The 26,323-nt window shown below is 50.6% G+C and carries 21 protein-coding genes; 7 read left to right on the top strand and 14 right to left on the bottom strand.

Annotation, left to right across the window (positions count from 1 at the left end; translation table 11 throughout):
- Window positions 1-3: 3 nt before the first annotated feature.
- Entirely contained in the window at window positions 4-528 is a 525-nt protein-coding gene (locus tag P2H89_RS30435; RefSeq protein ID WP_275834340.1) for a hypothetical protein, read from the bottom strand.
- Window positions 529-1,135: 607 nt separating this feature from the next.
- Between P2H89_RS30435 and P2H89_RS30430 the strand changes: the two genes are divergently transcribed.
- The 5 genes from P2H89_RS30430 (at window position 1,136) to P2H89_RS30410 (ending at window position 10,258) form a co-directional block, all read left to right on the top strand.
- Window positions 1,136-1,885, top strand: a complete 750-nt coding sequence (locus P2H89_RS30430) for a DeoR/GlpR family DNA-binding transcription regulator (protein ID WP_275834338.1) — start codon at window positions 1,136-1,138, stop codon at window positions 1,883-1,885.
- A gap of 142 nt (window positions 1,886-2,027) precedes the next feature.
- Window positions 2,028-5,129: a SusC/RagA family TonB-linked outer membrane protein gene (locus P2H89_RS30425; protein WP_275834336.1), complete on the top strand. Its 3,102-nt coding sequence runs from the start codon at window positions 2,028-2,030 to the stop codon at window positions 5,127-5,129.
- A gap of 21 nt (window positions 5,130-5,150) precedes the next feature.
- Window positions 5,151-6,833, top strand: coding sequence for a SusD/RagB family nutrient-binding outer membrane lipoprotein (locus tag P2H89_RS30420; protein ID WP_275834334.1), 1,683 nt, complete (start codon window positions 5,151-5,153; stop codon window positions 6,831-6,833).
- Between the two features lie 27 nt (window positions 6,834-6,860).
- Window positions 6,861-7,679 (top strand): DUF4397 domain-containing protein, encoded by an 819-nt coding sequence (locus tag P2H89_RS30415; protein WP_275834332.1) that lies wholly within the window; start codon window positions 6,861-6,863, stop codon window positions 7,677-7,679.
- Between the two features lie 65 nt (window positions 7,680-7,744).
- A complete protein-coding gene (locus P2H89_RS30410; protein WP_275834330.1) occupies window positions 7,745-10,258 on the top strand; it encodes an MG2 domain-containing protein in 2,514 nt (837 codons plus the stop codon).
- A 75-nt stretch (window positions 10,259-10,333) separates the two neighbouring features.
- Here the strand turns inward: P2H89_RS30410 and P2H89_RS30405 are convergent, their stop codons facing one another.
- From P2H89_RS30405 to P2H89_RS30395, 3 genes are all read right to left on the bottom strand, one after another.
- Window positions 10,334-11,572, bottom strand: a complete 1,239-nt coding sequence (locus tag P2H89_RS30405) for a spore maturation protein (protein ID WP_275834328.1) — start codon at window positions 11,570-11,572, stop codon at window positions 10,334-10,336.
- 118 nt (window positions 11,573-11,690) lie between these two features.
- Entirely contained in the window at window positions 11,691-12,083 is a 393-nt protein-coding gene (locus P2H89_RS30400) for a hypothetical protein (RefSeq protein ID WP_275834326.1), read from the bottom strand.
- Between the two features lie 189 nt (window positions 12,084-12,272).
- Complete coding sequence (locus P2H89_RS30395) at window positions 12,273-12,803, bottom strand: N-acetyltransferase (RefSeq protein ID WP_275834324.1); 531 nt, start codon at window positions 12,801-12,803, stop codon at window positions 12,273-12,275.
- A 104-nt stretch (window positions 12,804-12,907) separates the two neighbouring features.
- Here P2H89_RS30395 and P2H89_RS30390 point away from each other — a divergent pair, with 104 nt between their 5' ends.
- A complete protein-coding gene (locus P2H89_RS30390) occupies window positions 12,908-13,609 on the top strand; it encodes a DUF2461 domain-containing protein (RefSeq protein WP_275834322.1) in 702 nt (233 codons plus the stop codon).
- A 19-nt stretch (window positions 13,610-13,628) separates the two neighbouring features.
- Here the strand turns inward: P2H89_RS30390 and P2H89_RS30385 are convergent, their stop codons facing one another.
- From P2H89_RS30385 to P2H89_RS30345, 9 genes are all read right to left on the bottom strand, one after another.
- Entirely contained in the window at window positions 13,629-14,273 is a 645-nt protein-coding gene (locus tag P2H89_RS30385) for an NAD(P)H-dependent oxidoreductase (RefSeq protein ID WP_275834320.1), read from the bottom strand.
- A gap of 68 nt (window positions 14,274-14,341) precedes the next feature.
- Window positions 14,342-14,923: a DJ-1/PfpI family protein gene (locus P2H89_RS30380; RefSeq protein WP_275834318.1), complete on the bottom strand. Its 582-nt coding sequence runs from the start codon at window positions 14,921-14,923 to the stop codon at window positions 14,342-14,344.
- Between the two features lie 84 nt (window positions 14,924-15,007).
- Complete coding sequence (locus P2H89_RS30375) at window positions 15,008-16,546, bottom strand: M20/M25/M40 family metallo-hydrolase (RefSeq protein ID WP_275834316.1); 1,539 nt, start codon at window positions 16,544-16,546, stop codon at window positions 15,008-15,010.
- 157 nt (window positions 16,547-16,703) lie between these two features.
- On the bottom strand, window positions 16,704-18,335 hold the full coding sequence (locus P2H89_RS30370; RefSeq protein ID WP_275834314.1) for a serine hydrolase: 1,632 nt from the start codon (window positions 18,333-18,335) through the stop codon (window positions 16,704-16,706).
- 86 nt (window positions 18,336-18,421) lie between these two features.
- Window positions 18,422-19,225 (bottom strand): AraC family transcriptional regulator, encoded by an 804-nt coding sequence (locus P2H89_RS30365; protein WP_275834312.1) that lies wholly within the window; start codon window positions 19,223-19,225, stop codon window positions 18,422-18,424.
- A 79-nt stretch (window positions 19,226-19,304) separates the two neighbouring features.
- Window positions 19,305-20,288 (bottom strand): family 43 glycosylhydrolase, encoded by a 984-nt coding sequence (locus tag P2H89_RS30360; protein ID WP_275834310.1) that lies wholly within the window; start codon window positions 20,286-20,288, stop codon window positions 19,305-19,307.
- A gap of 3 nt (window positions 20,289-20,291) precedes the next feature.
- A complete protein-coding gene (locus P2H89_RS30355) occupies window positions 20,292-22,631 on the bottom strand; it encodes a glycoside hydrolase family 127 protein (RefSeq protein ID WP_275834308.1) in 2,340 nt (779 codons plus the stop codon).
- 21 nt (window positions 22,632-22,652) lie between these two features.
- Window positions 22,653-23,723, bottom strand: a complete 1,071-nt coding sequence (locus P2H89_RS30350) for a 1,4-beta-xylanase (protein ID WP_275834306.1) — start codon at window positions 23,721-23,723, stop codon at window positions 22,653-22,655.
- Between the two features lie 113 nt (window positions 23,724-23,836).
- On the bottom strand, window positions 23,837-24,196 hold the full coding sequence (locus P2H89_RS30345; RefSeq protein WP_275834304.1) for a helix-turn-helix domain-containing protein: 360 nt from the start codon (window positions 24,194-24,196) through the stop codon (window positions 23,837-23,839).
- A gap of 127 nt (window positions 24,197-24,323) precedes the next feature.
- Here P2H89_RS30345 and P2H89_RS30340 point away from each other — a divergent pair, with 127 nt between their 5' ends.
- A complete protein-coding gene (locus P2H89_RS30340) occupies window positions 24,324-25,076 on the top strand; it encodes an SDR family oxidoreductase (RefSeq protein WP_275834302.1) in 753 nt (250 codons plus the stop codon).
- 108 nt (window positions 25,077-25,184) lie between these two features.
- Here P2H89_RS30340 and P2H89_RS30335 read toward each other — a convergent pair whose 3' ends face one another.
- Window positions 25,185-26,225, bottom strand: a complete 1,041-nt coding sequence (locus P2H89_RS30335; protein ID WP_275834300.1) for an NAD(P)-dependent alcohol dehydrogenase — start codon at window positions 26,223-26,225, stop codon at window positions 25,185-25,187.
- Between the last annotated feature and the right edge of the window lie 98 nt (window positions 26,226-26,323).

Here is a 26,323-nt window from a genome sequence, read left to right as displayed (position 1 = left end):
TCATCAAAACCTGATAGTTGCTTCCCTTTCCTGTCGCCGAAATTCCCTATCCCTCTTTTGCCAAAGGCGCAACTCAACAGGAGGCAATTCAACCGGAACTGTCTTTCTAAGTCCAGGCACTACTTCTCGCAGGGACTCACACTGCACCCGATAACTAACACGAAGCCTGGTGCAGGGATATTCCTTAATCATTCCGGAACGGCCAGCATATTGTTTACCGAGGTATTCAATAATATCATCCCGCTTCCAGCCATATTTTAACCAGATCCTGGCCTCCCCTACGAGCTTTCGATAGAGTTTCAACTTCCTTCGGAACTTCGGTATCAGCGCATACACAGCAGCGCCTATCGGCGATGCCAGGGCCATCAGGGCAGACGACTGCCTGAACTTTTGGAACGCTGGATCTTTCTTAATTCTTTTCCCGGTAATCGAACTGCGTGAGCGCAAATAAAACTGGTCATACATTTTGTACACTGTTACCGGACCCACAGTACCGGTAAACGGAGGAATGGAGATAAGCCGTGCCATATGATGAATTTTACTTAAAGTTACTTTGGTGCCCTCAATTGCAGAACAGGCCGACACTTAAGCCGTGGCATTCCGTGGCGATCCGTGGCATTTAGTGACTTTCCGTGGCATTTTAACATTTACTGCCTGCTTTGATCGGCTAGAAGCCCTTTGCCTCTCCTGGTTGTTGACAGCAACTTTTTTCAATCGCCCCAGCGATATACCTTGTTCGGTACTTGTTCGTACCTCATCCGGAGTTACCGCGCATGTTGGCTCTGTAACGGCTCCTCAACGCTCCCCCTTCCCTTTGCCCTTCTTTTCATTTGCTTATGATATTCATTGGGTTATCCTCGGCGTGGCCCAAAACAAGGGGCGAATGAGGTACGACTGAAGCAGGAACAAGGACCTGGCCCTGTCTACTCACCCACAACAACAGGAGTCACCCACAAACTTCCTCAAACCCGGGCCAAATCCCGAACAAATCACGCTATTGCCTCAACTCATCACAAAAATCCCGCATATTAACGCCCCGGTTCATTCAACTTACCCACAATTCTGCAAAAAATTTAACAGTTCTGCACCTTTATGCGGCATTTTACCTAATTTGTGCGTGTAACCCAACTAACCGATGCTTAAGAAGGAACGCCAGGCATATATACTGCACCAGGTCAACCTCCACAACAAGGTGTTGTCCTCCAGCCTCAGCCATGAGATCAGCGTATCAGAAGATACCATTCGTCGTGACCTGCAGGAGCTGGCCGACGAAGGCAAAATTATCAAGGTCCATGGCGGCGCTTTATCCCATTCCTTCAACCAGGTTTACTATCCCTCCAACAACGTTTATTCTCACGATCATAAGAAGATAATCGCGCAAAAAGCTGCATCCCTCGTCAGTGACGGCATGTTCGTACTGACCACCGGAGGCACTACCATTATCGAGCTGGCCAGGGCCCTCCCACCCCAGCTCCGGGCGACCTTTATTTCTGGCAGTATCCCTGCCGTTTTGGAATACATGCATCACCCCACCATCGAAGTGATCCTGATCGGCGATAAAGTGTCCAAGAACTCGAAGATCACGGTAGGCAGCGAAGCCATCGCCCAGATCAAAAGGATCCGCGCCGATGTCTGTTTCCTCGGTGTCAACGCCATCAGCATCAAAGACGGCATTACCGATAGCGACTGGGATGTAGTGCACCTGAAAAAAGCCATGATCGAATCCTCCCGCAAAGTTGTTTGCCTTTCCATTGCTGAAAAGATCAATTCTCTTCAGCCCATCCATATCTGTGAAGTGAATAAAATCCATACACTGATCACTGAACTGCCGCCCGATGATCCGATGCTGAAGCCTTACCGTGATGCCGGCATAGAAGTACTTTGAGTTTCCTCCGAACCACCAATAGACTGCAATAACCAAAACCTTACCCAACGAATATCCGTACCACTATTCAACGGACCTTATCCCTATTGAAAACGGCACAATCATCGACTGTTTATAACTAAAAGCACAAAAAACTCGGCTTATGAGAAAGACCCTTCGGCTGCTCCTGGCAGGCCTGTTGCTGCTATGCAGCACCTGGCTCTTTGCACAGGAGAAAAACATTTCGGGAACCGTCCTCGCAGATGACGATGAATCACCCCTGGAAGGCGTAACCATCACAAACCAGCGCACCAAAAAACAAATTACTACAGGAGCCAACGGCACCTACATTATCCTGGCACAAAAAGGCGATGTCATTGCATTCACGTACGTAGGGTACAACAAGATCCAGGTTACAGTTGGAGATGATGCCACCTACCCGGTCAAACTGGTGGCCGCCAAAGGCACCATGCAGGATGTAGTAGTAACGGCCTATGGCCAGAAACGGGGCCGCAAAGAGCTTCCCTATTCCGTAGCGGAAGTAAAAGGAGAGGAGATCGCGCAAACTCGCCGCGATAACTTTCTTAACGCCCTCGCAGGCCGAGTTCCTGGCGCCACCATCACTTCTACTTCAGGATTGCCCGGCGCGTCCTCAACCATCGTACTCAGGGGCGCTACCTCTATCGGTGGTAACAATCAGCCCCTGTTCGTGGTAGACGGTGTTCCTTATGATAACCAAACGCTCAACCAGGAAAACCTGGTAGGCGCCTCCAACCCCAGCGGTATTGGTTTTGCCAACCGCAACGGCGATTACGGAAACCGCGCCATGGATATCAACCCCGAAGACATTGAAACGGTAACGATCCTGAAAGGCCCCGAAGCAACCGCCCTCTATGGTTCGCAAGGTGCAGCAGGCGTGGTATTGATTACCACCAAAAGAGGTAAGGCAGGCAAAGGAACCATCACCTACGATAACAACTTCGGTTTTGCAAAACTCTACCGCTTCCCCGAAGTACAAAAAGTATATGGCCGCGGAACCAACGGCGTAAAAGACAACAACGTGGGCACCTACTTCGGAGAAAAATACCCCGAAGGCACCCAGTTTTACGACAATTTCGACGCATTCTTCCGCACCGGCTTCCAGCAGCAACACTCACTCAGCTTCGAAGGCGGCACACAGGGTACTACTTACCGCCTCTCAGGCAGTTTCCTCGACAACAATGGAGTTGTACCTTCTTCCGCTTTCAAGCGTTCCACGGTTCGCCTCACCAGCAGCACCAAGATTTCCAACAAACTGACTGTGCAGGCTTCCGGTACATATACCAACTCTGTCACCGACAAAGTATCCAAAGGCGCCGGCAGCTATTTCATCTCCTTGATGTACTGGCCCAGCGACAACGATGTTTCTAATTACCTGTTGCCTAATGGCTCTCGTAAAACATTGCGCAACGTGGCTTACGGCAGCGAGGCCGACAACCCATTCTGGGATGTAAACAAGAACAATGGAGAAGACAAGGTGAACAGGTTGCAGGGTAGCGTAAACCTCACCTATGAACCCGTAAAATGGCTTACCATCAATGGTATCGCCGGCTACGATGGCTATAGCACCGAGGGGATCTTTGCTTCCCATCCCCAATCGCAATACGGTTCCTTCACCAATGGTTTCGTATCACTGTACGATCAGATCACCACCAACCTCAACTACCAGGGCCGCATCACCGCCCGTAAGAAATGGGGCGATTTCAACAATACGTTGGTAGCCGGTGCTAATATCGATGACTACAGAACGAAGATCGATGCCTTCAAAGGCGAGCAGTTCTTCGAAGCCGACTTCCTCAATATCAACAACACCAAACCAGAATCCAGGGACGCCCGTACCGGTCTTTTCCGTTCACGCAATGTGCGTTTGTACAGCAACTACGTGTTGAACTATAAATACCTCAACCTTTCGTTAAGCTATACCACGGAAGGCGACTCCAAACTTACCTCTAAGTTCTACCCAGGCAAATCGCCCTGGTTCGACTATGCTTCCATAGGCGCCAACATTGTGCCCACAGATATCCCCGCAGTATCCGAAGCACTACCATGGCTTAGCTTTGCGAAACTGCGTTACAACCGCGCCACTTCCGGCAAAAGCGTGTTTATGCCCTACGCCATCGATTTCGCGTTTGTATCGCAGATCACCACCGGCGGCGGTTATGCACTAGGTGTAACCGGCGGCAACCAGAACCTTCGCCCCGAACAAACCCGTCAGCAGGATATGGGACTCGAAATGAAGTTTCTGAAAAATCGCCTGGGTATCGATTTTACCTACTATACCCTTAGAAGTAGCGATCAGATCCTATCTGCCCGCAGTAGCTACCTCACTGGCTATGTGCTGAAGTTCATCAACGGTGGCCTGGTAGAAAACCGCGGTTTGGAAATTCAATTGACCGGCACTCCCATTCAAACGAAGAATTTCAACTGGGATGTTACCCTCAACTTCGACCGCAACGTAGGTGAGATCCTCGATATGCCTAAGGACCTTCCCTTCTATTACGATTCCGATACCTGGCTCTTTGGCAACGTACGCTCACAGGCTTTCAAGGGTGCCTTCACCGGAAACCTGGCAGGTTATACCTTCCAAAAAAATTCCAATGGCGACCTGCTGATCGATCCGGCTACCGGCTATCCCATCAACCAGAACACCTTCGAGAACATTGCCAACAGGCAGCCCGACTTCAAACTCGGTATCATCAACAATTTCTCATACAAAGGTTTCAACCTCAACTTCAATATCGACATTCGTAAAGGCGGCGATGTATTCAACGCCAACGAAATGTATCTCTATACAAATGGTTTGAGTACAAGAACCCTCGACCGTGAGCAGCCCCGCGTTATTAAGGGTATACTGAAAGACGGTCTGGAAAACAGCGACAAGCCTACACCCAACAGCATTGCGGTAATTCCCTACTACACACAGGGCTACTACAATGCCTCCACTTCGGAAGCAGATTTCATTGAAGAAGTAAACTGGCTGAGAATGCGCGACATCACGCTCTCCTACCGCCTCCCCGATGCATTGCTGAAAAGGATGCGCGTCTTCAAGTCCCTGGCCATTACGGCATCTGCTCAAGACCTGTTTATGATCACCAACTACACCGGGGCCGACCCCAACGTGAACAGTCTTAATGCAACCAGCCGCGGTTTCGGTGGAGCAGGTATCGACTACGGAGCGCTTTCCAATCCACGCAGATTCAATTTTGGTGTTCGCTTCCAACTCTAACCATTTAAACTAAGTGACGTTATGAAAAAGAAATTCTTATGCGCTATACTCCTTGCAACCCTGGCGTCGTCCATTGGTTGTAAGAAATACCTGGATATCAACACCGACGAGGATACCCCCCAGCATCCAGACCCCACGAGTGTATTCCCCACGCAGCTGGCAGGTATCCCCAGGGGTACACAATACGACGCCCGTTACCTGGCCCGTTATATCCAGAACTGGCTCACCGGCAACAACGCCAACAACAATGCCTGGGATCTTCATGGTTATGCTTCCGGCTCAGATGCGGCCGGCGATATCTGGCGTCAATGCTACTATGGATTGGGCAAAAACCTTGTATACATCATCGAAGAAAGTGAAAAGGATAAACGTTGGGATGTAGCCGGTGCCGGCCTCGCTCTACAGGCCATGATGTTCCAGATGACTACCGACTACCATGGTGATATCGGCTTTTACAACCTTTTCCAGGATGACAAGGTATTTTATAAATACACCAGTCAGGACACCGTTTATAAAGGCGTGGATTCCATTTGCCGCAAGGCCATCGATTACCTCGGCCGAACCCTCGAGTCAACAGGTAAAGCTCCCTTGTCAAGAGGCGATTTTTCATATAACGGCGACGTAGTAAAATGGAAAAAATTCGCTTACGGCATCCTGGCCCGCAATTGGAACCACCAGAGCAATAAAAGCACTTATAATGCCGATTCCGTTATCTATTGGTGCAATAACTCCCTGTCTGATCCTGCCGGCACAGATGATCTGCTGATCCCGTTTTCAGCTTCCAAGAATGATGATGCCAACTTTTTCGGTACCTATCGCAACAATATGACCGAAACAGTATCGAGTGTAGCCCACCCCTTGCGGCAGAGCAACTTCATCGTTCGCCTGCTCGATGGTACTACCTTCATCGGCAATAGCCTGGCTGCCTCCCGTGACCCGCGCCTCCGTCACATGCTCAGCGCCTCTGCCGACACGACCAATGGCAATGGCGGGTACCGAGGGGTGAACCCCGGCAGTGGCGATCCCAACTCGGGCAATACCACCGGAGCTGCCGCACGCCGCCGCGTAGCCAGCCTCTGGGGCGACAGCACTTATGGCAACCCAAGTTCAGGTGCATTTACTACCAACGTGGGCAAATACCTGTTTAAGGATAAAGTGGTACATCCGGTAATGACCTATGCCGAGATCCAGTTCATCAAAGCAGAAGCTGCCATGAAGAAGGGCGATAAAACAACTGCCCTGGAAGCATACCGCAATGCCGTTCGTGGTCACATGCGCGCCATCAACCGAGACGTTTATCCGCTGCAGAATGTAGTGCTATACAATACAACAAAGATCACCGATGCAGAGATCAACTACTATATGGATGCTTCAGGCGCCATAAAAACGACAGAAGCCACCTTGACCCTCACGGATATTATGTTGCAGAAGTACATTGCGCTGTGGGGCTGGGGTTTTGTGGAAACCTGGTGCGACCTGCGCCGCTACCATTACATAGCAGATAAAGATCCTCAAACCGGGGAGTCGGTGTACAAAACCTTCACCTTCCCTTCAACATTCTCAACAACAAACGGCGGGCTCGCTGCTCAACGCTTCAGGCCACGTTTCAATTCAGAATATGTATGGAATATCGATGAGCTGGCACGCATTGGCGCGCTGTCTAATAATTACCATACCAAACCCATGTGGTTTTCCGAGCCCTAACTTGTATCACTGAAAAAAACATCTGTTATGAAAATCAACATCAGACATATACTTTGTTCGGCCGTGATCGGAAGCCTCATCGGGTTATCGGCCTGCGAAAAGAATGAACTCAACCTAAGTAACAACATTGACCCTTCCGAGGGAGGATATTTCAAACTGGGCTGGTTCAGCCCCGGCCTCGCCTCCCAGGGTGTTCAGTTAAAGATCAACGGCGTTCGCCTCAGCAACCAGTTGGGTTATGGTTTCACAGCCACCACCACCACAGCCGGTTATGCTATGCCTTATCCCGGCGGCGGTCTCAATACCGGCGGTAATAACAAGAATGATTACCTGGCGGTGGATTCAGGATCTATCCAGGTGTCCCTGAGCGTTCCCAAAAAAGGGACCAACGAAGATTCTATCGAAGTAGTGAAGACTTCCGTTAATATCGGCAAGGGGAAATATTACACCCTGATCGTGTGCGACTCTTTCCCTAACGCGCAGGCTTACGTACTCGACGATAATACAACCTATGCCGACTCCGGATACTATCGCTACAACTTTACAAATTCCATTCCCAACCTGGGCGACGCAGGGGTAGACTTCCTGCTCAGCAACAGCAATGGTGGTGGTATCAAAGTACTGGCAACCGATGTGAAATACAAGCAGTCAACCGGCTTCCAGGCCTTCCCCTGGGTTGGAGGCTCAGACACCCTGCGTATCCGGAAAACAGGCACCACAGCTATCCTGAGCACGTATACAACCAGTTCGATCACCAATAAACGCTGTTTTACCATGGTGGCAAGAGGTTATATTGGTGCTACATCAGTACGCGCACCTTCTATTTCCATAATATTTAACAAATAGTGAAAACTCTCTTCCATTTAAAAAACACCTTGCCTGCCAAGGTGTTTTTTTGTTAAATTACCTGCATGAAAAACAAATACCTTATACCCTTGGTCGCGCTCCTGCTTAACCTGCAAGAGCTAACTGCTCAAGCCCCCGCCTTAACCGGCTTGTCGCAAAAAACTGAGCAGAGCCTGTCTCAGTTTCACGAAAACTATCCGCAGGAAAAAGTATACCTGCAAACCGACAGGAACTATTATGCAGTAGGCGAAACCATTTGGATGAAGGCCTGGATCACCCTCGATGGCCGCCCCACTTACCTCAGCCGCATCCTGTATGTTGACCTGGTAAACGACGAAGGCCGGGTGATAGATAAAAGAATGTACCACCTCGATAGTGCAGGGTCCGTTTCCTGCGAAATGCAGCTGAAACCCGATCTTGTAACCGGCAACTATAGCGTGCGCGCCTATACGCTCTGGATGCTCAACTTCAGGGACTATATTTTTACATCCTCCTTATACATCCTGGGTATCGACCGCAAGGTGGCGAGTGGTACCAAAATAACACCACAGGTCCTCGTACAATTCTTTCCCGAAGGTGGCGACCTGGTAAACGACCTCGAGTCGGTGGTGGCGTTCAAAGCGTATGACCAGTATGGCGAACCGCTTACGATAAGTGGCAGTATCACCGATGTGGCAGGCGCTACAGTAGCCAGCATCACCAGCGACCACGATGGCATGGGCACCTTTCGACTTACACCCGCTGTCGGTAAAAGCTATACCGCAAATATCACCGCAGCCAACGGTCGTACGACAAAAGTGAAATTACCGGAAGCAAAAGCCGAAGGTGTAGTCATGCGCATCAACAACAATTCCTTGAGCCGGCTTTCTGTGATACTTCAGCGCAAGGCAGCGCAGGAATCGGTTTACAACCGTCTGCTCATAGTTGCCCAAATGCACAATACGGTGGTATTTCAGGGAGAAGTAAACTTTGCCGAAGGTGCTTCGGCGGCTTCCATCCCGAAGAAAACCCTGCCTCCTGGCATTATCCAGATCACTATTTTTGACAGCCTGGGTACCCCCCTCGCCGAACGGCTGGCTTTTGTGCGAAGCACCAATATACTCGCACCCGAACTGCTTAAAGAGAAGATTTCGCTCACACGCAAAGCTCCAAACGCACTCAGCATAGACCTTAAAGACATTAAACGCCCCAATCTTTCCGTTTGCGTTACCGATGTATCAGCCGATAACCTGTCGGCTCCTGTCAACATCCTGAGCGCTTCCCTGCTCACATCCGACCTCCGGGGTTTTGTGCACAATCCCAATTATTATCTTTCGGCTGCCGATACCACCACTAATCGTCACCTCGATGCGTTGATGATGACACAGGGCTGGCGCCGCTTCGTTTGGAAAGACATGCTCGCCAATAAGAATCCGGAATTGAAGTATCCTGTAGAATCTTCGATTGCGGTTAAAGGAAAAGCAACGCGGCCCGGCACCGATAACATCATCAAGGAAGGAAAGGTAAACCTTGTACTGAAAGCCCAGGACTCCACCTCCCTGATTTCCGAAGCAAAACTTACCGATAAGGGAGAGTTCATTGTAGACAATCTTCAGTTCAAGAAAAACGCCACAGTTTCTTACATGGCCACGAGCGACAAAAAGGAACTGAGTGTGATCGACGTAAAACTATATCCAAATTATTTCGATACCCTCAAGCTCGCCAGTTTACACAAGCGCGGCCTCTTCGATTACGATCCGGTTAAAGGCAATGATCGACTCAACGAAATACTGCTTAACCAGTTGCATGCCGTAGATACTTTCATGAAAGGACCCGAATATTTGAAAGCGGTAACAGTTACCGGCAAAAAACTATCCCCGGCCGATTCGCTCAACAAAGAATACGCCACCGGCCTGTTCATGTTTGGTGGGCGTAAGCTGGACCCGGGCAAAACACCCTTCTTCAGCATCTGGCAAATGATCCGCACCGTGCCTGGTTTTGTGGTGGAAGGCGACATGAAAAGTCCGCAGGTAAGTCTCTCACGCACCGCAGGAGTAAATGTGTTCAGCAGCAATAGCGGCGGATATGAGGGTGTTACTTTCGCCGATGGAGAAGGTAATGCACCGGCAGTTGGAGCACCCGACTATGTGCAGAACGGCATCGCTTTCTTCCTGAATGAAGTTCCGGTAAGCCGCGAAACGCTCGACAACCTGTCGATGACCGATGTAGCATTCATAAAAACCTATGTAGGGGCCGAGTCCATGTCGGTAGGTCCCTATAATGGAGTGATCTCCGTATACACCCACAAAGGCGCGTCTGTAGGCAGAAGCATTTACGACAAAACCTTTGCCCGCACCACCATTAGTGGTTATGCACCTGTACGGGAATTCTTTACGCCCGATTATACGCAAAGCCCGGCGCTGCAATCACTGCCCGACAACCGGATCACCCTCTTGTGGAACCCCAGGTTATTAATGGACAAACAAGGCAAAGCAGCGATCAAATTCTTCAACAACGATAGCTCAACCAAAATAAAAGTATTGATCCAGGGCCTCGACGCAGACGGCCGTTTCATCTACCGGGAGCAGATCCTTGAATAAGGCCGCTCCTTATAAATACGAAAGCCGGCTGCAGCAGCCGGCTTTCGTATTTATAAACAAAGATATTGTTTTCCATCACCCCCAAGGCCAATTATAAGCCACAATGATCGCCGTAATAATACCTGCCAGATCGGCCAGCAAGGAGGCAGGAATGGCATAACGCGTACGCTTGATACCTACCGATCCAAAATACAGCGCCACCACATAGAAAGTAGTATCGGCAGATCCCTGGAACATACAGCTTAAGCGGCCGATGAATGTATCCGGCCCGTAGGTTTTCATCGCGTCGATCATCAACGCCCTGGAGCCGCTGCCACTGAAGGGGCGCATGAGCGCCGTTGGCAGCGAGGGAACAAAATCAGTATTGAAGCCTAATTGTGCAAACAACCATTGAGCTCCTTGAATGATGTAGTCAAACACCCCACTCGATCGCAGCACACTGATCGCTACCAGCATTCCCACGAGGTAAGGAATGATCTTCACAGCCACTTCGAAACCCTGTTTGGCCCCGTCGATGAACGCATCGTACACAGCAATCTTCTTGTACATACCACCCAGAATGAAAGTAACAAACAGCAGCATGATCAGACCCGTGCTCAATACATTCGAAAATATAGTGGCATTTTCAGGCGTCAGCGATCGCAATAAAACCGCCAATCCTGCCAGGCATGATGAACCGATGATGCTGAACAGACCAATAGCCACCCATTGGCGAGAGGTAAATCTTTGCTTGAAAGCAGTAATGATCATGGCCACCATCGTTGCCACAAACGTACAGATCACGCAGGGTATGAATATATCAGTAGCATTCTTCGATCCTACGATCACCCGCTGCGCGATCACACTCACCGGGATAATGCTAAGGCCGGAGGCATGCAGCACCATGAACATAACCTGGGCATCGGAGGCCGTATCTTTTTGGGGATTCAACTCCTGCAGGCTTTCCATCGCCTTCAAGCCAAATGGAGTGGCAGCATTGTCCAACTGGAGCAGGTTGGCCGAAAAATTCATCATCATATGCCCCATGGCCGGGTGGTTAGGGGGCACGCCGGGGAATAACTTATTGAAGAAAGGCCCCACGATGCGCGATAACACATTGATGGCACCCGCACGTTCGCCGATCTGCATAAAGCCAAGGAACAAACTCATAACACCAATTAGCCCAAGCGAAATATCGACCCCGCCCTTTGCCGAATCAAATACACCGTCCATCATTGTCTTGAATACCTGTGTATCTCCAAGAAAGATCAGTTTGACCAGCGCGACCACAAATGCAATGAGAAAAAATGAGATCCAGAGATAATTCAATACCATATTGGATGGTTAAAGTGCACAATTAAAACGATACTGTTGAAACGTTGAAGATAGAATAAAGTTGTGGAAAACCTTATGGGTTGCCGGTTTGAAACCGCGTGGTATGATCCAGGCACTTCTACGACTTTCTGGTTTTGAAGAGCTCACTTTTGCCCGTGCCGTCCGTGAGGGTGAAATCCAGGCTGTCGCTGTCCAACCTTTCAATCTTCAGGTTAAAGATAATGCTACCCGGCTTCCAGGGCCTGGTTAAACGCAGGTTTTGCTCATTCTTGAACTCATAGAGAAAAGTGTCACGCTCAAGGGGGTTGATACGACGGTAGAAAAGTGTATCCTTTCCAAAGTTGAAAAATGGAACCCTGGTAACCATGTCGGCGTCAGCCGTACCGTTGACGCTGTAGGCATAGGTTTGCCAGCTATAACCGGTTAACTGAGCCTCCGTTGCGGATCCACCTGCTTCCTTTTTAGAACAGGCCAGTGTAAAAACGAAGGCAATGAGCAGAAGTCTTTTCATGCCATAAACTTACTTAATTCCACCTTACGCAGAAAATCAACCATCCCGCAAAAAACGGCAATGCAATGCTCCACACTTTTCAGTCACCCATAAAGGAGAAAGGTCTGCCCAATCAGTCATAAAACCTGGGATTAGCTGATCCACCAGGACAGCCGTCGGGCGTCGGTTAACCAACCATCGTTTAAGATCTTACACCTCCGCAAACTCCGCCGGGTACTGCACGGTACCCGTAACATGCTGCAGACCGCCTTCCACCAGTTCGATCGCCATGTACACATTGGCGGGTACCTGGAAAGGCGGATAGATATGCCATTTACTGGAAGGCAGGAATCCAAAGCGCGGATAATAATATTCATGGCCCAGTACGATCACCGAAGTAAACCCAAGCTCTTTCGCCACAATCAAACCCTGGCCAATTAATTGCCGGCCGATGCCGTGTTTCTGAAAGGCCTTGCTCACCGCCATTGGCGCCAATGCCAGGCTCTCAAACTCATGACCTCCCTGGTCAACGATCTTGATCTTCGTAAAGAGGATATGCCCCACTATTGCTCCGTCGGCCGTAGCGACCAGCGAAAGTCCGGGCACAAAAACGGCATCATTCTTTCTTAAGGCGTCTACCAGCTTTGCTTCTTTATCCTGTCCAAAAGCTTCGCTGTTCATTGCGTATACAGCCGGTATATCGGCAGGTTCCTCCTGCCGGATGATGATCTCTCGTTTCATGGCTTTTTGTTTTCAACCGGTGATGCCCGTGAGCGAAGTACCCACGGCATCCCACCCGGAAATTAATACAATCGCCCGATTGATAAAGAATTTATATTTGAGCCATGGCCCAGTCATCCAAGTCATCTGTTACTATACCAGCATCGGCCCTGCAGTTCCTAAAAAGCCTCGGCAGGCACAACGACCGGGAATGGTTCAATAACCACAAAGACCAGTTCCTCGACGAACAGGCTTCCATTGCCCGGTTTGCCGAAGCCCTGCTACAACAACTCAACACCCATGATGAAATAGAAACGCCATCAGGTAAGGACAGCCTGTTTCGCATATACCGTGACACCCGCTTTTCGACGGATAAAACACCTTACCGCACCAACTGGGCGGGCCGCTTTAAGCGGGCCACCAAATTCAAACGCGGCGGTTATTACTACCAACTGGAACCCGGCAAAAGTTTCCTGGCAGGTGGGTTCTGGGGGCCCAACCCGCAGGACCTGCGGCGCATAAGAGACGAGATCGCCTTCGATGCCGTCACCTTGAGGAAAATATTGAAAAGCAAACCCTTCACAGCCACCTTTGGCGTATTAAAGGGCGAGCAGGTAAAAACGGCGCCCAAGGGATTTACAGCCGATCATGAGTCCATCGATCTGCTACGCTACAAACAGTTCCTGCTGATCAGGAACTTTACTGATGAAGAAGTATTAAGCGGTGATTTTGTAAAGCTGGCCAATCAAACATTCAAGAACATGCGGCCATTCCTCGATTATATGAGCGAGACATTGACTACAGATGCGAATGGATTGGTGCTGTGATGCACACTGGTTATAGCTGCTACAAAAACGTAGGCGTGCCCATATCCAGCTCGCCGCCCGATGGCCACGGCCCATCCGGTATTTTAAGCGCCACATGCGGCCAGGAGGCCCATTGCTTGCGGTCGACCGATGAAGCTGCCACGAGATTTTTTAATACGATCTTTAAGTCATCCATCCGCCACACATCGTCGTTGGGGTCGTTCTCTTTACCCGCACTCGACTCGATGGCCTCCAGACCAACGCGCGACAGCACCAAGGTAGAACAGGGTGCACTCCAGCAGCCCAGTCCCGCTAAAGCGCCATGGAGCGCATTCGCCACATCGGTGCCCCCTACCGAATCCATCGACACAGCGCAGGCAACCGGCTTACCAAAGAAGGCCGGCGTATTTTCGAAAGCCGTACATACTTCGAGGAAGAACTGTAATGGTGAACCCCAGCTGTTCCAATACACGCCGGTTACAATGAGAAAACCATCACAGCTTTTCAGCAGCTCATAAACATCTTTGATATCGGGAATGGGATCGGTAAGCGTAAGGCTAGACACCACCACGCCATGCTCCTGCTGCAAATAAGCGGCAGCCTTTTGGGCAAGCGCCCATGAATTGCCCGAATTACCTCTTATCGAGCCATTGATGATCAAGATCTTTTTTGACGCATTACCCATAGCAGTTCCTGGAATTAATGGCGTAAAATTAATTCCTTTCCCTACACCGCGGTAACCTCATTCTCTATTTACAGTTCGATCTTTGTACCCAGCACCTCCAAAAAGGCAGCGATCCAGTTCGGATGGCCCGGCCAGGCGGGAGAGGTAACCAGGTTGCCGTCCACCACCGCTTCCGTAGCGGGCACATTGACATATTCGCCACCTGCGAGCGTCACTTCGGGCCCCACAGCATAATAGGCAGTAAGCCTTCTGCCGCGCACCACATTGGCCGCCGTAAGGATCTGGATGCCGTGGCACACCGCTGCGATAGGTTTATTGAAATGATTGAAGTGATGCACCAGGTCGATCACCTTTTGCTCCAGGCGAAGGTATTCCGGCGCCCGGCCGCCTGCTATACAGATGGCATCATACTCCGTTGGGTCCACCTCGTCGAATGAGTAATTCAACACAAACAAATGTCCGGGCTTCTCGCTATAGGTTTGCGCCCCGTCGAAGTCATGAATAGCCGTTTGCACTTTTTCACCGGCCTTCTTGCCGGGACATACGGCATGCACCTCATGCCCCACCATGGTTAACATCTGGAAAGGAACCATTGTCTCATAATCTTCGGCATAATCGCCGGTAAGAAACAGGATTTTCTTCTTGCCCATAGTTGCCAGTTTTAGATACTGAAGTTACTTACAAATCAGGACCGCCGAGCTACGGAGGCATTTCCAAATTGTGAAGATTGCCGGCTATTGATCGTACTCCTTCATCATCAATTCGAAGTACTGGATCATCCGCCCAAAGTTGGCGATACTGATGTATTCGTTGTTGTTGTGAATGGATTGCTGTTCGAAATTATTGATGGCCACCGGCATAAACCGGTACACATGATCACTCACCAGCTCGTATTTATAGGCATCGGTGCCACCGATCGTGAGATAGGGAGTTACGATCACACCGGGAAATAGTTTATGGATCGTTCGCTCCATCACCTTATATCCCTGCGATTCGATACCGGATATCCGAGAGGCTTCGCGAGGGGCACCCACATCTTCGATCGTTACTTCAAAGTCCCTGCAGGCGTTCTCCAGATGGGCCTTTACATCGGCCACCGTATTGCCGGGCAGGAGGCGGAAGTTTACCACAAATTCCACCTCGGGCGACAACACGTTACTGGCATCGCTGCCCTTCATCATAGTCAAGGCTGTAGTAGTACGCACCAACGCATTCGTGGTATGGCTCTTCGTAAGTGTCCGAATCAGCACCCCCTGCAATAACCACTGGTTTGCAATCGCCACCTTGCTTTGGAAGGCCATGGAGCCACCAACATTGCGGAAGAACTGGTCGATGACCGGTATCACCATCGGCTTCATCTGTTCATCTTCCAGCCGCTGCATAATAACAGCCGCCCTGCCCATGGCACTTTGCAGGGGTGGCATGGACGAGTGGCCGCCCAGTCCTTTCACCTTTACCCTGGCCGACCAGAAGCCTTTCTCAGCACAACCGATCAACGCTACCGACGCATCGATGCCACTCAAGCTGCCCTTGGTGGATATTATACCGCCCTCATCGTACACCGCATCGAATGCAATACCCTTCTGCTTAAAATCTTTCGCGATCTCCAGCGCTCCCTGCGTGCCGCCTACTTCTTCATCAAACCCAAAGGCAAAATAGATATCGCGCGCGGGCACAAATTTGTCCTGCAGCAAATGTTCGCAGGCCTCCATCAGGGCAAACAGCATATCCTTCATATCGAGCGTACCCCTTCCATAGATCCTTCCCTGCTCCACTGCCCCCGAAAAGGGATAATGATCCCAGGCCTTCGGCATGGCAGCCGCTGGCGGCAGTACTTTATCCTTGGGAACAAAAGCACCCATTACCGAATCTATGCCCTCATAATTTCCCGGCGGCACCACATCGTAATGAGAAAGAAAAAGGATGGGCTTCAAAGCCGGATTGCTGCCCTTCCAACGAAAGACCATTCCCCGCTGATTAATGGTATAGTAATGAAGGCCCGTATACACCGTGGGGTAGGCCTGCCGTAGATAGGTCATGAAGGAATCGAAAGGCGCGTAATTGAAATGACTGTAATCGGCATTGGAAACAGTAGGTATTTGAATGCCCCCGGCAAAGCGCTTCAGTGACAACTCGGCTATGGGCTGATAGTCCACCGCGGCTACCTGGTCTTTCTTATCGGCAGCTCCAAAAGGGTATATGGCCGTTTTAATAACCACAATGACCCCTATGACCACAGCGATAAAAAATACCCCAGTTAGAATTCTCCACATGCCTGAAAGGTTTTGGAAGAAATTAACTGATTAATCAAAGCAATGGGAATCTTGTTGATGTTGCCGTAGTCAGGAAATCAGTGAGTGTCAAACAATACAGGCTGGGTTGCCACAAGCACGCCGAGCGGCTCCAGCGCCAGCGCATCCAATACTGGCTTCAATCGAGCACAGCTGGTAAAATATACTCCGCCATCATCCTGTCTGCCTGCGGATGTGCATAAGGCTGTCCATAAGCGCTGGCCGTGATCACCACCACCAGGGGAAGGTCTTTAAACACGAATACCTTGTTACCGCCATTTCCGGTACAATACCAGGCTTCATAACGTTTACCGTTTATGGTGAATGGCTTGTTCCAGAACAGGTAACCATAAAACTCGTTGGGCCTGCCAGGCAGCGGTAAATAAGGCTGAAAAGTTTCATCCACCCACTGGCGTGGTATCACCTGCTGCCCCTGCCAACGGCCACCGTTCTTATACAACTGGCCATACTTCGCCAGATCGAGCGCACGCAGCCGCAAACCGCCAGCCGTACTGGGCACCCCTTGCGGTGTATACATCCACTGATATCGCTGAATGCCCAGCGTCGTAAACAAGCTCTTGTTGACATATTGCTCCAGGCCACCGGGTACAGACTTATTCAACACATCGCCCAGCAGCATTACGCCTGCGGTAAAATAATGCCAGGTGCCGCGGGGAATCGTCTTCGTTACCGGCAGGTCGAGGGTGAACTTAACCCAATTGTCCGTAGGATACATATTCTCTTCATTGCCCGGCGAATCGCCATCACCATCATCGCCGTCAAACACACTGTTCATGGTCAGCAGGTCTTTGAGGGTAACCGACTCTTTGTCCGGGGAAAAATGAGCATACGACGAAAGCTGGTAAAAATCCTTCAGGGGCTGCTGTACGCCTTTGAGGTATCCGTCACGAATGGCCAGACCAGTCATCGTCGAAGCAAAGGATTTGCCTACCGACCTGGAGTCGTGGAGCGAGTCCCTGCCCGAACCATTGAAATACTCTTCAATGAGCAGCTTTCCGTTCTTCAAAACAACGATGCCATTGATGCGCTTGAATTCATTCAACGCAATCTTGCCCTTCAGCGTCTTGATCTTGTTTTGATCAAAGGGCGCTGTAGAAACATCAATACCGGGATAAGGCTTCACCGGGTTTAACGTCACCCGCGATACATCGATGACCGGTTTACGGTTCACTTGCAAAGCAAGCTCGCCAGCCGCAATAATTTCCCCGGCTACATCATGCACATGTGGCCTGATCTCCATCTTTAACAGGTGGCGACCATCGGTCAGGGCATTGTCGCCGCCATTGGCCAGGAACCGCCCCCAGAAGAACTGCGTCCACCAGGCGCCTTCGCGTCCATTATCGATGAGTGGTTTGTTCAACACTGTTTCAGTATCGCGCACGGCTGGCAAGGGTGCGCCCATGATATCGCTGGTGTAGATTTTCTTATTATCTACATAGAGCGTAAACCGGTAGCCACTGGTGCGGTGCAAACTATCAACTGAAAGCGCCGGCGCCAGCTGCTGCATGTGTTTGGTGAGCGGCTGATCGACAAATGCGGTAATGTATAAATTGCTGTTATTGGTCAGTTCATATTGTTGCAGGTAGGCGTCCGGTGTGGCCGTTCTCCAATTCACGGAGCTGGCCGAAAACAGTATCCTGCCTTTGTTGTGTTGTGGAGGTTGGCTGGTCTGCGCCACACTGATCGATTGAAAGGCCGTCAGCAGGAGCAACACCAGGAGAAAGGCAGGAATAAAGGGGCGTGAGAACATACAATGATTTTTGGCTATACTATTAGCCACAAATCTATGACAAGCGTATGCACCAAAATAGAATGAAATTAACATGGAAAGGGGGCTTACCGCAGAAAACGCCGGTAATGCAAGGGCGTCACGGCATAATGGGCTTTGAAAGAGCGGATGAAATGGCTTTGATCGGCAAAGCCACATTCCAGGGAGATATCGGTCAGCGAAAGGTCTTCCCGGGGCAGCAGCGTAATGGCCCGCTGCAGTTTCACGGTACGCAGGTAATCGCCCAGCGTCATACCGAAGTATTTGGAGAAATGCCGCGACAGATGCACCGGGTGTACGTTGACCGCTTGCGCCAGCGCCGTGAGCGACCAGTCTTCCCGCGATTCGCGCAGCATCGCTTCCAATTGAACCACCCACTTCGGCTTGCGGTCCTTTTCGATGGCCGAAGACTTGCCGAGCAGGGAAAACACTTCCAGCATCAGCGCATCCACGACTACGCCACCTGCCCTGCCCTCCAGCTTCATTTCCCTGACCAGCTGGTACATGCGTTTTTTGATCAATGGGTCGGTAATGCAGAGGCTTCCTTCCGCAATAGTCTGAGCTGGTTCAAAATGGGCCAGCCACTGGTTGCTGATCTCCACATGAAAGCCACGGGTATAATGTCTGGAAGCAATATTGTAGTGTGCATCCTGCCAGTTGTGAAACAGCAGGTCGCCTGCAGCGCACTCATACACGCGCTGTTTATTGACTTCCGTCATGCCCCCTTCGAGGATGAAGGTGAAATAGTTGTTTTCATGAAAATGCCAGGGCACCCGCTCCGCCGTATACTCCGTGTCGGTTAAAGTAATCCCCTGCAGGTCGACCCGCTCATTCGTAGTGCCGTAAAATTGTCCTGTTCCCGAGCATTTCATGGAGGTAAAATACAAAAAAAATGGGCCGCCCACGAAGAGGCAGCCCGCTGGTTGCTGTATGCTAACTATTGAACTGTGATTATTCAATCAATCGTATTAATCTTCCCTTCTTCAGGGCCACCCGCTCCTTACTCAGGAACCAGGTTCTCCCTTTATCATTATTACCCTGGTAAAACAGGTGCAGCTTACCGTCACGGTCCTCAAAAAGATCGGGATGCCCGCTCTCGCTGGCATTCCAGGTACCGGCAGCTCCATTGGGCAGTAATGGCTGGTTCGACAAACGCTTCCAGGTGATACCATCACGGCTACGGGCCATGCCTACCTGCTGTGGTTCGTTGTTATAACCTCCGGCATAGACCATGTACAGGTATTTACCTCTTGCTACACAGCTGGCCGCTTCAATACAATTACGCTCCCAGGGCAACTGAGGCTTCAGTATCGATGAGTCTACCGCCTGCTTCCAGGAATCACTGCCAAAGTCGGAGTTCAGTGATGTTACTGCCACACCTTGTAACTGGATCTTAAAGGAAGTATCGCGTGAAGCGAAATAGAGGAAGTATTGGTTCTTGAACTTTACCACCTCGGCATCGATGGCCCGGCCAACTGTCCACGTACCTGTTGGATGGAATACCGGGTTGCTGGCGTTGCGTGTAAAGTGCAATCCATCGGTTGACCAGGCATGGCAGATCGCATCATTTTTACCGTTGCCGTAGGTTTGATAGAACAGGTGCAGCGTATCGTTACGAACGATCGCGCCGGGGGCGCAGATACCTTTCTGCTCATAAGCGGCAGCGGGCGGCACCTCTCCAACCTTCTTCCAGTCGGTAAGGTTATTACTGGTGGCCACCCCGATGCCCCAGCCCATTTTATCATTGGCCGGGATGGAAAAATACATCCAGTAGGTATTTTTAAAATACACCACTTTAGGGTCTTTCGCCAAAGGGCGACCCAGGCGGGTGCTATCGGCAAAATACATCGCGGGCCTATCCTGGGCAGCAAGGCCGCCTGCGATCAGGCAGGCGGCAACGAGCAGCTTTATTGCTTTACAATATGGTTGGGTCATAACTTATTCAGCCTTTAATAAACGGCAGCCAAACAAGCCTCCTGCCGTTTTACCGGGCAGGGCCTGAAACTTCACCGTTACTTTAGATTTATCTTTCAGTAATGTTGCAGGGATGGGATACTCTATGGAATAAGTACCACTCTGTCCGCGCACCTTCAACTGTTCCGTAGCGATTTTCACACCATCCACCAGGATGTCGAAATCACGACCACCACCATCTCCTTTCCAATAAGCGGTTTGAAGAACAGCTGCCGTGGCCCCTTTCGTTTCGAGCGCAAAAGAGAACCATCCGCCATTCACGGCATCGCGCCAGCGGATACCGTCTACTTCACCGGTATTGGTGCGTTCGCCCGCGAAATCATGGTCGCGCTCGGGTTGCATTTCACCAATGCGCATATTATCGAGCGTTCTTTTATCGAGCGCTTCGGCCGCCCGGCGCTCCTGTTCAAAGGCAACTTCCTGCTCTTTCCACGCTTCCTTCGAAAAGAAATTCCAATATACGGCATAGCGCTCATCATATATGTTGTACAGGGGCGACAACGTAATAGAACGATTACTGGTTTGTACGGCGAAATTATTCACCTTGCTGGGGGCAGGTTTAACCCAGGTGTTCAGGTCATCACTGGCAGCTACAAATACCGGCAGGTCGGTTTTACGTACAGGGTCGGTACCCAGCCGGCCGGCCAATACCAGCGGCCCGTACAGGAAGGCCTTCATACTCTTATTATCGGGCATTGATTCGGTGTATAATCCCATGGGCATCGACAGTTCAATCACATCACCTGCCTTCCAGGCATTGTCCACCACGAGGTAGTGGTCAGCCGTCAGCTTCGCCGTAAATGGTTTATTGTTCACCAGGATACTTACATCATCCTTCGCCCACCAGGGTTTGCGGATGCGGAAGGCCCAGCGTTTGCTGGTGGCTTTGAGCTTGTTGATGCGTACAGTTATTTTCGACTGTTCGGGGTAAGCAGTCACCATCTCCAGTTGCGCCTGCTTTTCTTTCCAGTTCAGGGTAGACGGTATGAACAGGTTTATATACAGATCGCCGTTGTTGGCCTTGTAATAAATATCCTGGCCATATTTGGCGTGGTTTTCCATACCGGTACCGGTACAGCACCAGAAGTCATTGGTAGGACTGTTGAACTTCTTCTGCCCTCCGGAGACCAGGGGCAGGTAATACAGCACCATACCATCCTCGGGATTCTGCGAGGCCAGGATATGGTTGTAGAGCGTGCGCTCATAGAAATCCATATAGTTGGCCTTCGGCTCCAGCTTGAATAGCAGGCGCGTCAGCTTCAGCATATTGTAGCTGTTGCAGGTTTCGGTGGTATTGGTGCTAAGGAAAGCCGATAATTTATCGGGCTCCGGTGCAAAACGTTCGTGGTCGCTATTACCGCCCACTACATAGCTGTAATGATTCACTACCAGGTTCCAGAAATAATCCGACGTGGTATGGTCTTTCTGATCGCCTGTGAGTTCATAACGACGCGCACAACCGATGATCTTGGGTATTTGCGTATTGGCATGCACCCCGTGAATGCCATCCTTTTCCTGCGACAGCGGATCGAGAATACGCTGGTGATGGAACTTGCGCGAGAGGTTCAGGTATTTTACATTACCTGTAATCGAATACAGGTTGGCCAGCGCTTCGTTCATACCGCCGTGTTCGCAATCCAGCATTTTCTGCCATTGTTCGGTAGTAAGGTTGCGGAACTTCACATCGATCCAGTCACTCAGTTTAATGGCTACTTCTTTGGCTTGCTTATTACCAGTATAGGTGTAAGAATCTATCAACCCTGCCAGCACTTTGTGCAAGGTGTACCAGGGTACCCAGCCACCATTGAGGTCGAAGCCCTGAGAGCGGATATTACCGGCCGCCACTTCATTCCAGATCTTGTCTTCATCGGGAATGCTGCCAACATATCCCGTTTTGCGGGCGGCCTGGCATTCGGCCAGTTCTTTCACAATATAGTCGACCTTATCCTTGAATCGCTGGTCGCCGCCGGCTGCATACATCAAAGCGCAGGCCGATAAATAATGTCCCATCGACTGACCCGAAACACCCCGCGATTCCCAGCCGCCATAGATGGCGCCCTTGGGTTGAAAGCCGGCATTGAGCCGGAAACGGTGCAGGAAACGATCCGGCTCCAGGCTCAGCAGCCAGGCCGCATCTTTATCCATGGCATTCTTCAATACACCACCCGTTACCCGAACATCGTTCAGCAAAAAGGGACTTACGGGTTCGGTCACTTTGTCTTTTACCACAAAACCCGTTTGGGCAATAGTTCTTTCAACAGGCAAAGAAGCAATCACTGCCGATAACAGTATAGGCAAACGCATCTGTTCAATATATTTTAGAGTTTACTTACCAGTTTCTTTTCTGATCAGTTCAATTTCTTCCTGTTTGAAGGGAGAACCGTCCTTTCTGAAGACATCGTGGAACCAGATGGGTGGCTCACTGCCGTCGGCGATGGGTGTATCCCACGCATAGATGGTATTGGATTTACCAGCTACCAGTCCCCAGTTGATCGCGATGACCTTGTATTGCTTCAACAACGGCAGGATATTCTCAAAACGGCTACCGCGGGTACGCGCCATATACTCGGTGCAGATGAGCGGGCGGCCAGTCTTTACCAGGAACGAATCGAGCCAGCGCTTGTGCTCCACTTCATTGTGGTAGTTGTGGTAGGTGATCACATCACTATTCTCGAGTTGGAATTTGTTGAGTTCTTTCAGGTTCAATAACCATACACCCGCAGAAAGTGGCTGCACCGGGTTTACTTCCCTGCCCCAGGTAAATACTTTCTTCAGCAAGGCCATGCTTTGATTACCATAGCCGGAGTTGCCGGGCTCGTTGTAAAGATCCCACAGCAGGATGCGCTGGTCTTTTTTGAAGCGGGTCAACACATCCTTTACATATTTTTCGAGCATGATATCGGCGGAGAGGTCCATGAAGATCAGCTTGCCGGGGTCCTGCACCCAGCCCGAATTGTGCGTGCCGGTTTTAGGTGCAGGCTGTTTGCCGATCTTGTACGTATCGTTCCAGCAATCGTCGAAGATGGTGAAGACGGTTTTGATATGATGACGATCGGCGATGGTGAGGTAAGTATTCATTCTCTTCTTAAAACCTTCCTGATCGGCCTGCCAGGCGAGGTGATGCAGGTACACCCGCATAACACCCATGCCGATGCTTTCGGCATAACCAAGCTCTTTATCGATGAGGGAAGAGTCGAAGGTCTCTGCCTGCCACATTTCCAACTGGTTGATGGCGTTGCTGGAGATATAGTTGGCGCCGGCTGTCCACTTCACCTTGGCATACCAGGCGGCCGCTTGTTCTTTGGTCCATGGTGCAGTTCTTTTTTGGGCAGCAGCCGTTCCGGCAGAGCCGGTCATCATCAACAGCAAAGCAATCGGAAGCAATCTTTTACGCATTACAATCATTTTAGGATTTATTAACTGGAGCCGTACGCCGCTCCAATCAACAAACTAAGTGCAAACCAGCAAGAGCGGCTATAGTATCTGTATCATTCTTTCAACAATATGTCTCATTCGGACTTATGCTCCCTTTGCCGGCGCCCCCAGTCGCTCAACTGGTCGAGCACGGGCAGCAGCTCCAGGACCTGGGGCGTCAATTCATATTCTACCCTCGGCGGTACTTCGGCATACACCGTACGCTTAACCAGCCCATCCTGCTCCATCGCCCGCAATTGCAGGCTCAACATACGTTCGGTGATATGCGAAAAGAGCCTGTGCAGATCGCTGAAGCGGAGCTTTTGTCCCTTCAATTCGCTGATGAGCTGCAATTTCCACCGGCCACCGAGCAGGTGAACGGCATAGGTAAGATCACATTCCGTGATGAACTTTTCATTGAGCGAATAGGTTGAATTTTGTTTGCGCACCGCCATTACTTACAAGTTTGATAGTACCCTACAATTGATTCCGTGACCCTAAAAGTAGCAACCCGCTGCTACATTTGACCGTTAAAATTCAGGGGCTGTCAGCAGCCTCGCTCAAACAACAATAGAAGTATTTATGGATCTGTATTTGAAAGGAAAAACAGCCCTCGTAACAGGAGCCAGCCAGGGTATTGGCCGGGCCATCGTGAAGGAATTGGCCCTCGAAGGTGTTCAGGTATTAGCTACCGGACGAAACGAAGCATTGCTCAGCGATCTCCAGTCAGCCATTAAAGCGACAGGCGGTATAGTGCCGTACACCATAGCCCTCGATTTTACGGCCCCCGAAGGACCGCAACGGCTGGCTGAGGCGGCCCTCTCGACATTGGGGCATATCGATATCCTCATCAACAATGCGGGCCGCAGCCAGCCGTTGGAACCGGTTGGCGATGAAGTTACCTGGGCAGCTGCCATGACGCTCGACTTCGAACGGCCCCGCCAGCTTACCCAGCTGCTGTTACCCCATTTTATGGAACGCCGGCAAGGGGCTATCCTCAACCTCGTCAGCTCGTACGAGCTGCGCAGCATCAATGGATCGGCCGTAGCCAAAGCCAGCATAGCTGCCTGGTCAAAAGCCCTCTCGTCTCAACTGGGTCCGTATGGTATTCGTGTCAACTGCCTGCAACCCGGCCTCATCGACACGGAAAATATCCGTCGTTTCTTTCCTGGTGAGGAGCGCCACCGGTTTGCCCAAAGCGAAATACCCCTGGGCGATTTCGGCACACCGGAAGACATGGCCAATATGGCCATCTTTCTCGTTTCTCCGCGGGCCAGTTATGTAACAGGTACGGTGGCCGTAGTAGATGGCGGCATGCGCCGTTACCCGTTTTAACATGCCGTGGTGCATTGCTCCAAATGCTATAGCCGCCAACAAAAAATGGGTGAATGATCCATCAAGGTCATTCACCCATTCGCTCTTCTTAAAGGTCTACATCCTGCCTTACAGGGTGGCTATATCGATCACAAACCGATACCGCACATCCCCTTTTAACATCCTGGCATAAGCGTTCGTAATATCTTTGATGTCGATCATTTCAATATCTGAAACGATATTGTGCTCAGCACAATAGTCAAGCATTTCCTGGGTTTCTTTGATACCACCAATGCCTGAACCAGCCACACTTCTGCGATTACCGAGGAGCGCAAAGGGATGGATCTTCAGTTTCTCGGGTGGAATACCTACGCAGATATGAACCCCGTTCACACGAAGCATACCGAGGTAGAAATCCATATCATGCTCTGCCGATACGGTATCGATGATGAAGTCGAAGGTGTTCTTTACTGCATCCGACTGCTTTTTATCGGACGTAACGACAAAGTGATGTGCGCCCAATGCTTTGGCAGCCGCTTCTTTGGAAGGCGACGTACTCAGCACGGTTACTTCTGCACCGAAGGCAACGCCAAACTTCACCGCCATATGCCCCAGGCCACCCAGGCCCAATACAGCCAGTTTATGCCCTTTGCCCACTTTCCAATGACGCAGGGGTGAATAGGTGGTGATACCGGCACACAGCAGCGGCGCTGTGGCTGCCAGCGACAGTTTTTCCGAGATATGTAATACAAACTCTTCCCTTACCACGATCGTGTTGGAATAACCTCCGTACGTTGGAACACCGGTACGGTCGAGTCCGTTATAGGTTTGGGTGTTGCCATCGAGGCAGTATTGCTCCAGGCCTTCCTTGCAATTCTCGCACACCTGGCACGAGTCTACCATACAACCCACACCGGCCAGGTCGCCCACTTTAAAACCTTTTACATGGTTACCCACTTTAACTACTTTGCCCACGATCTCGTGGCCGGGCACCATCGGGAATATCCCTTTGAACCAGTCGTTCTTGATCTGGTGCAGGTCCGAATGGCAAACCCCGCAGAACTGTATTTCCAGCTGCACATCGTGCGCGCCTACTTCACGGCGTTCAAAATCCCAAAGCGCCAGGTCCGTTTCCGGACTTTGTGCTGCATATCCTTTTGCTTGAATCATGGTTGTATCGATTTATAGTGTGCAAATGTAAAAAGCCGGGCTGACCCGGCTATTAAGAAATTCAAAGTAAATATTACGTAATTCAAACAATCGTCGTA

This window comes from Paraflavitalea sp. CAU 1676 (genome assembly GCF_029223285.1).
Taxonomy (GTDB): domain Bacteria; phylum Bacteroidota; class Bacteroidia; order Chitinophagales; family Chitinophagaceae; genus Paraflavitalea.
Note: the sequence above shows the minus strand (reverse complement) of the source record. Positions and strands in the feature narration are given on the sequence as shown.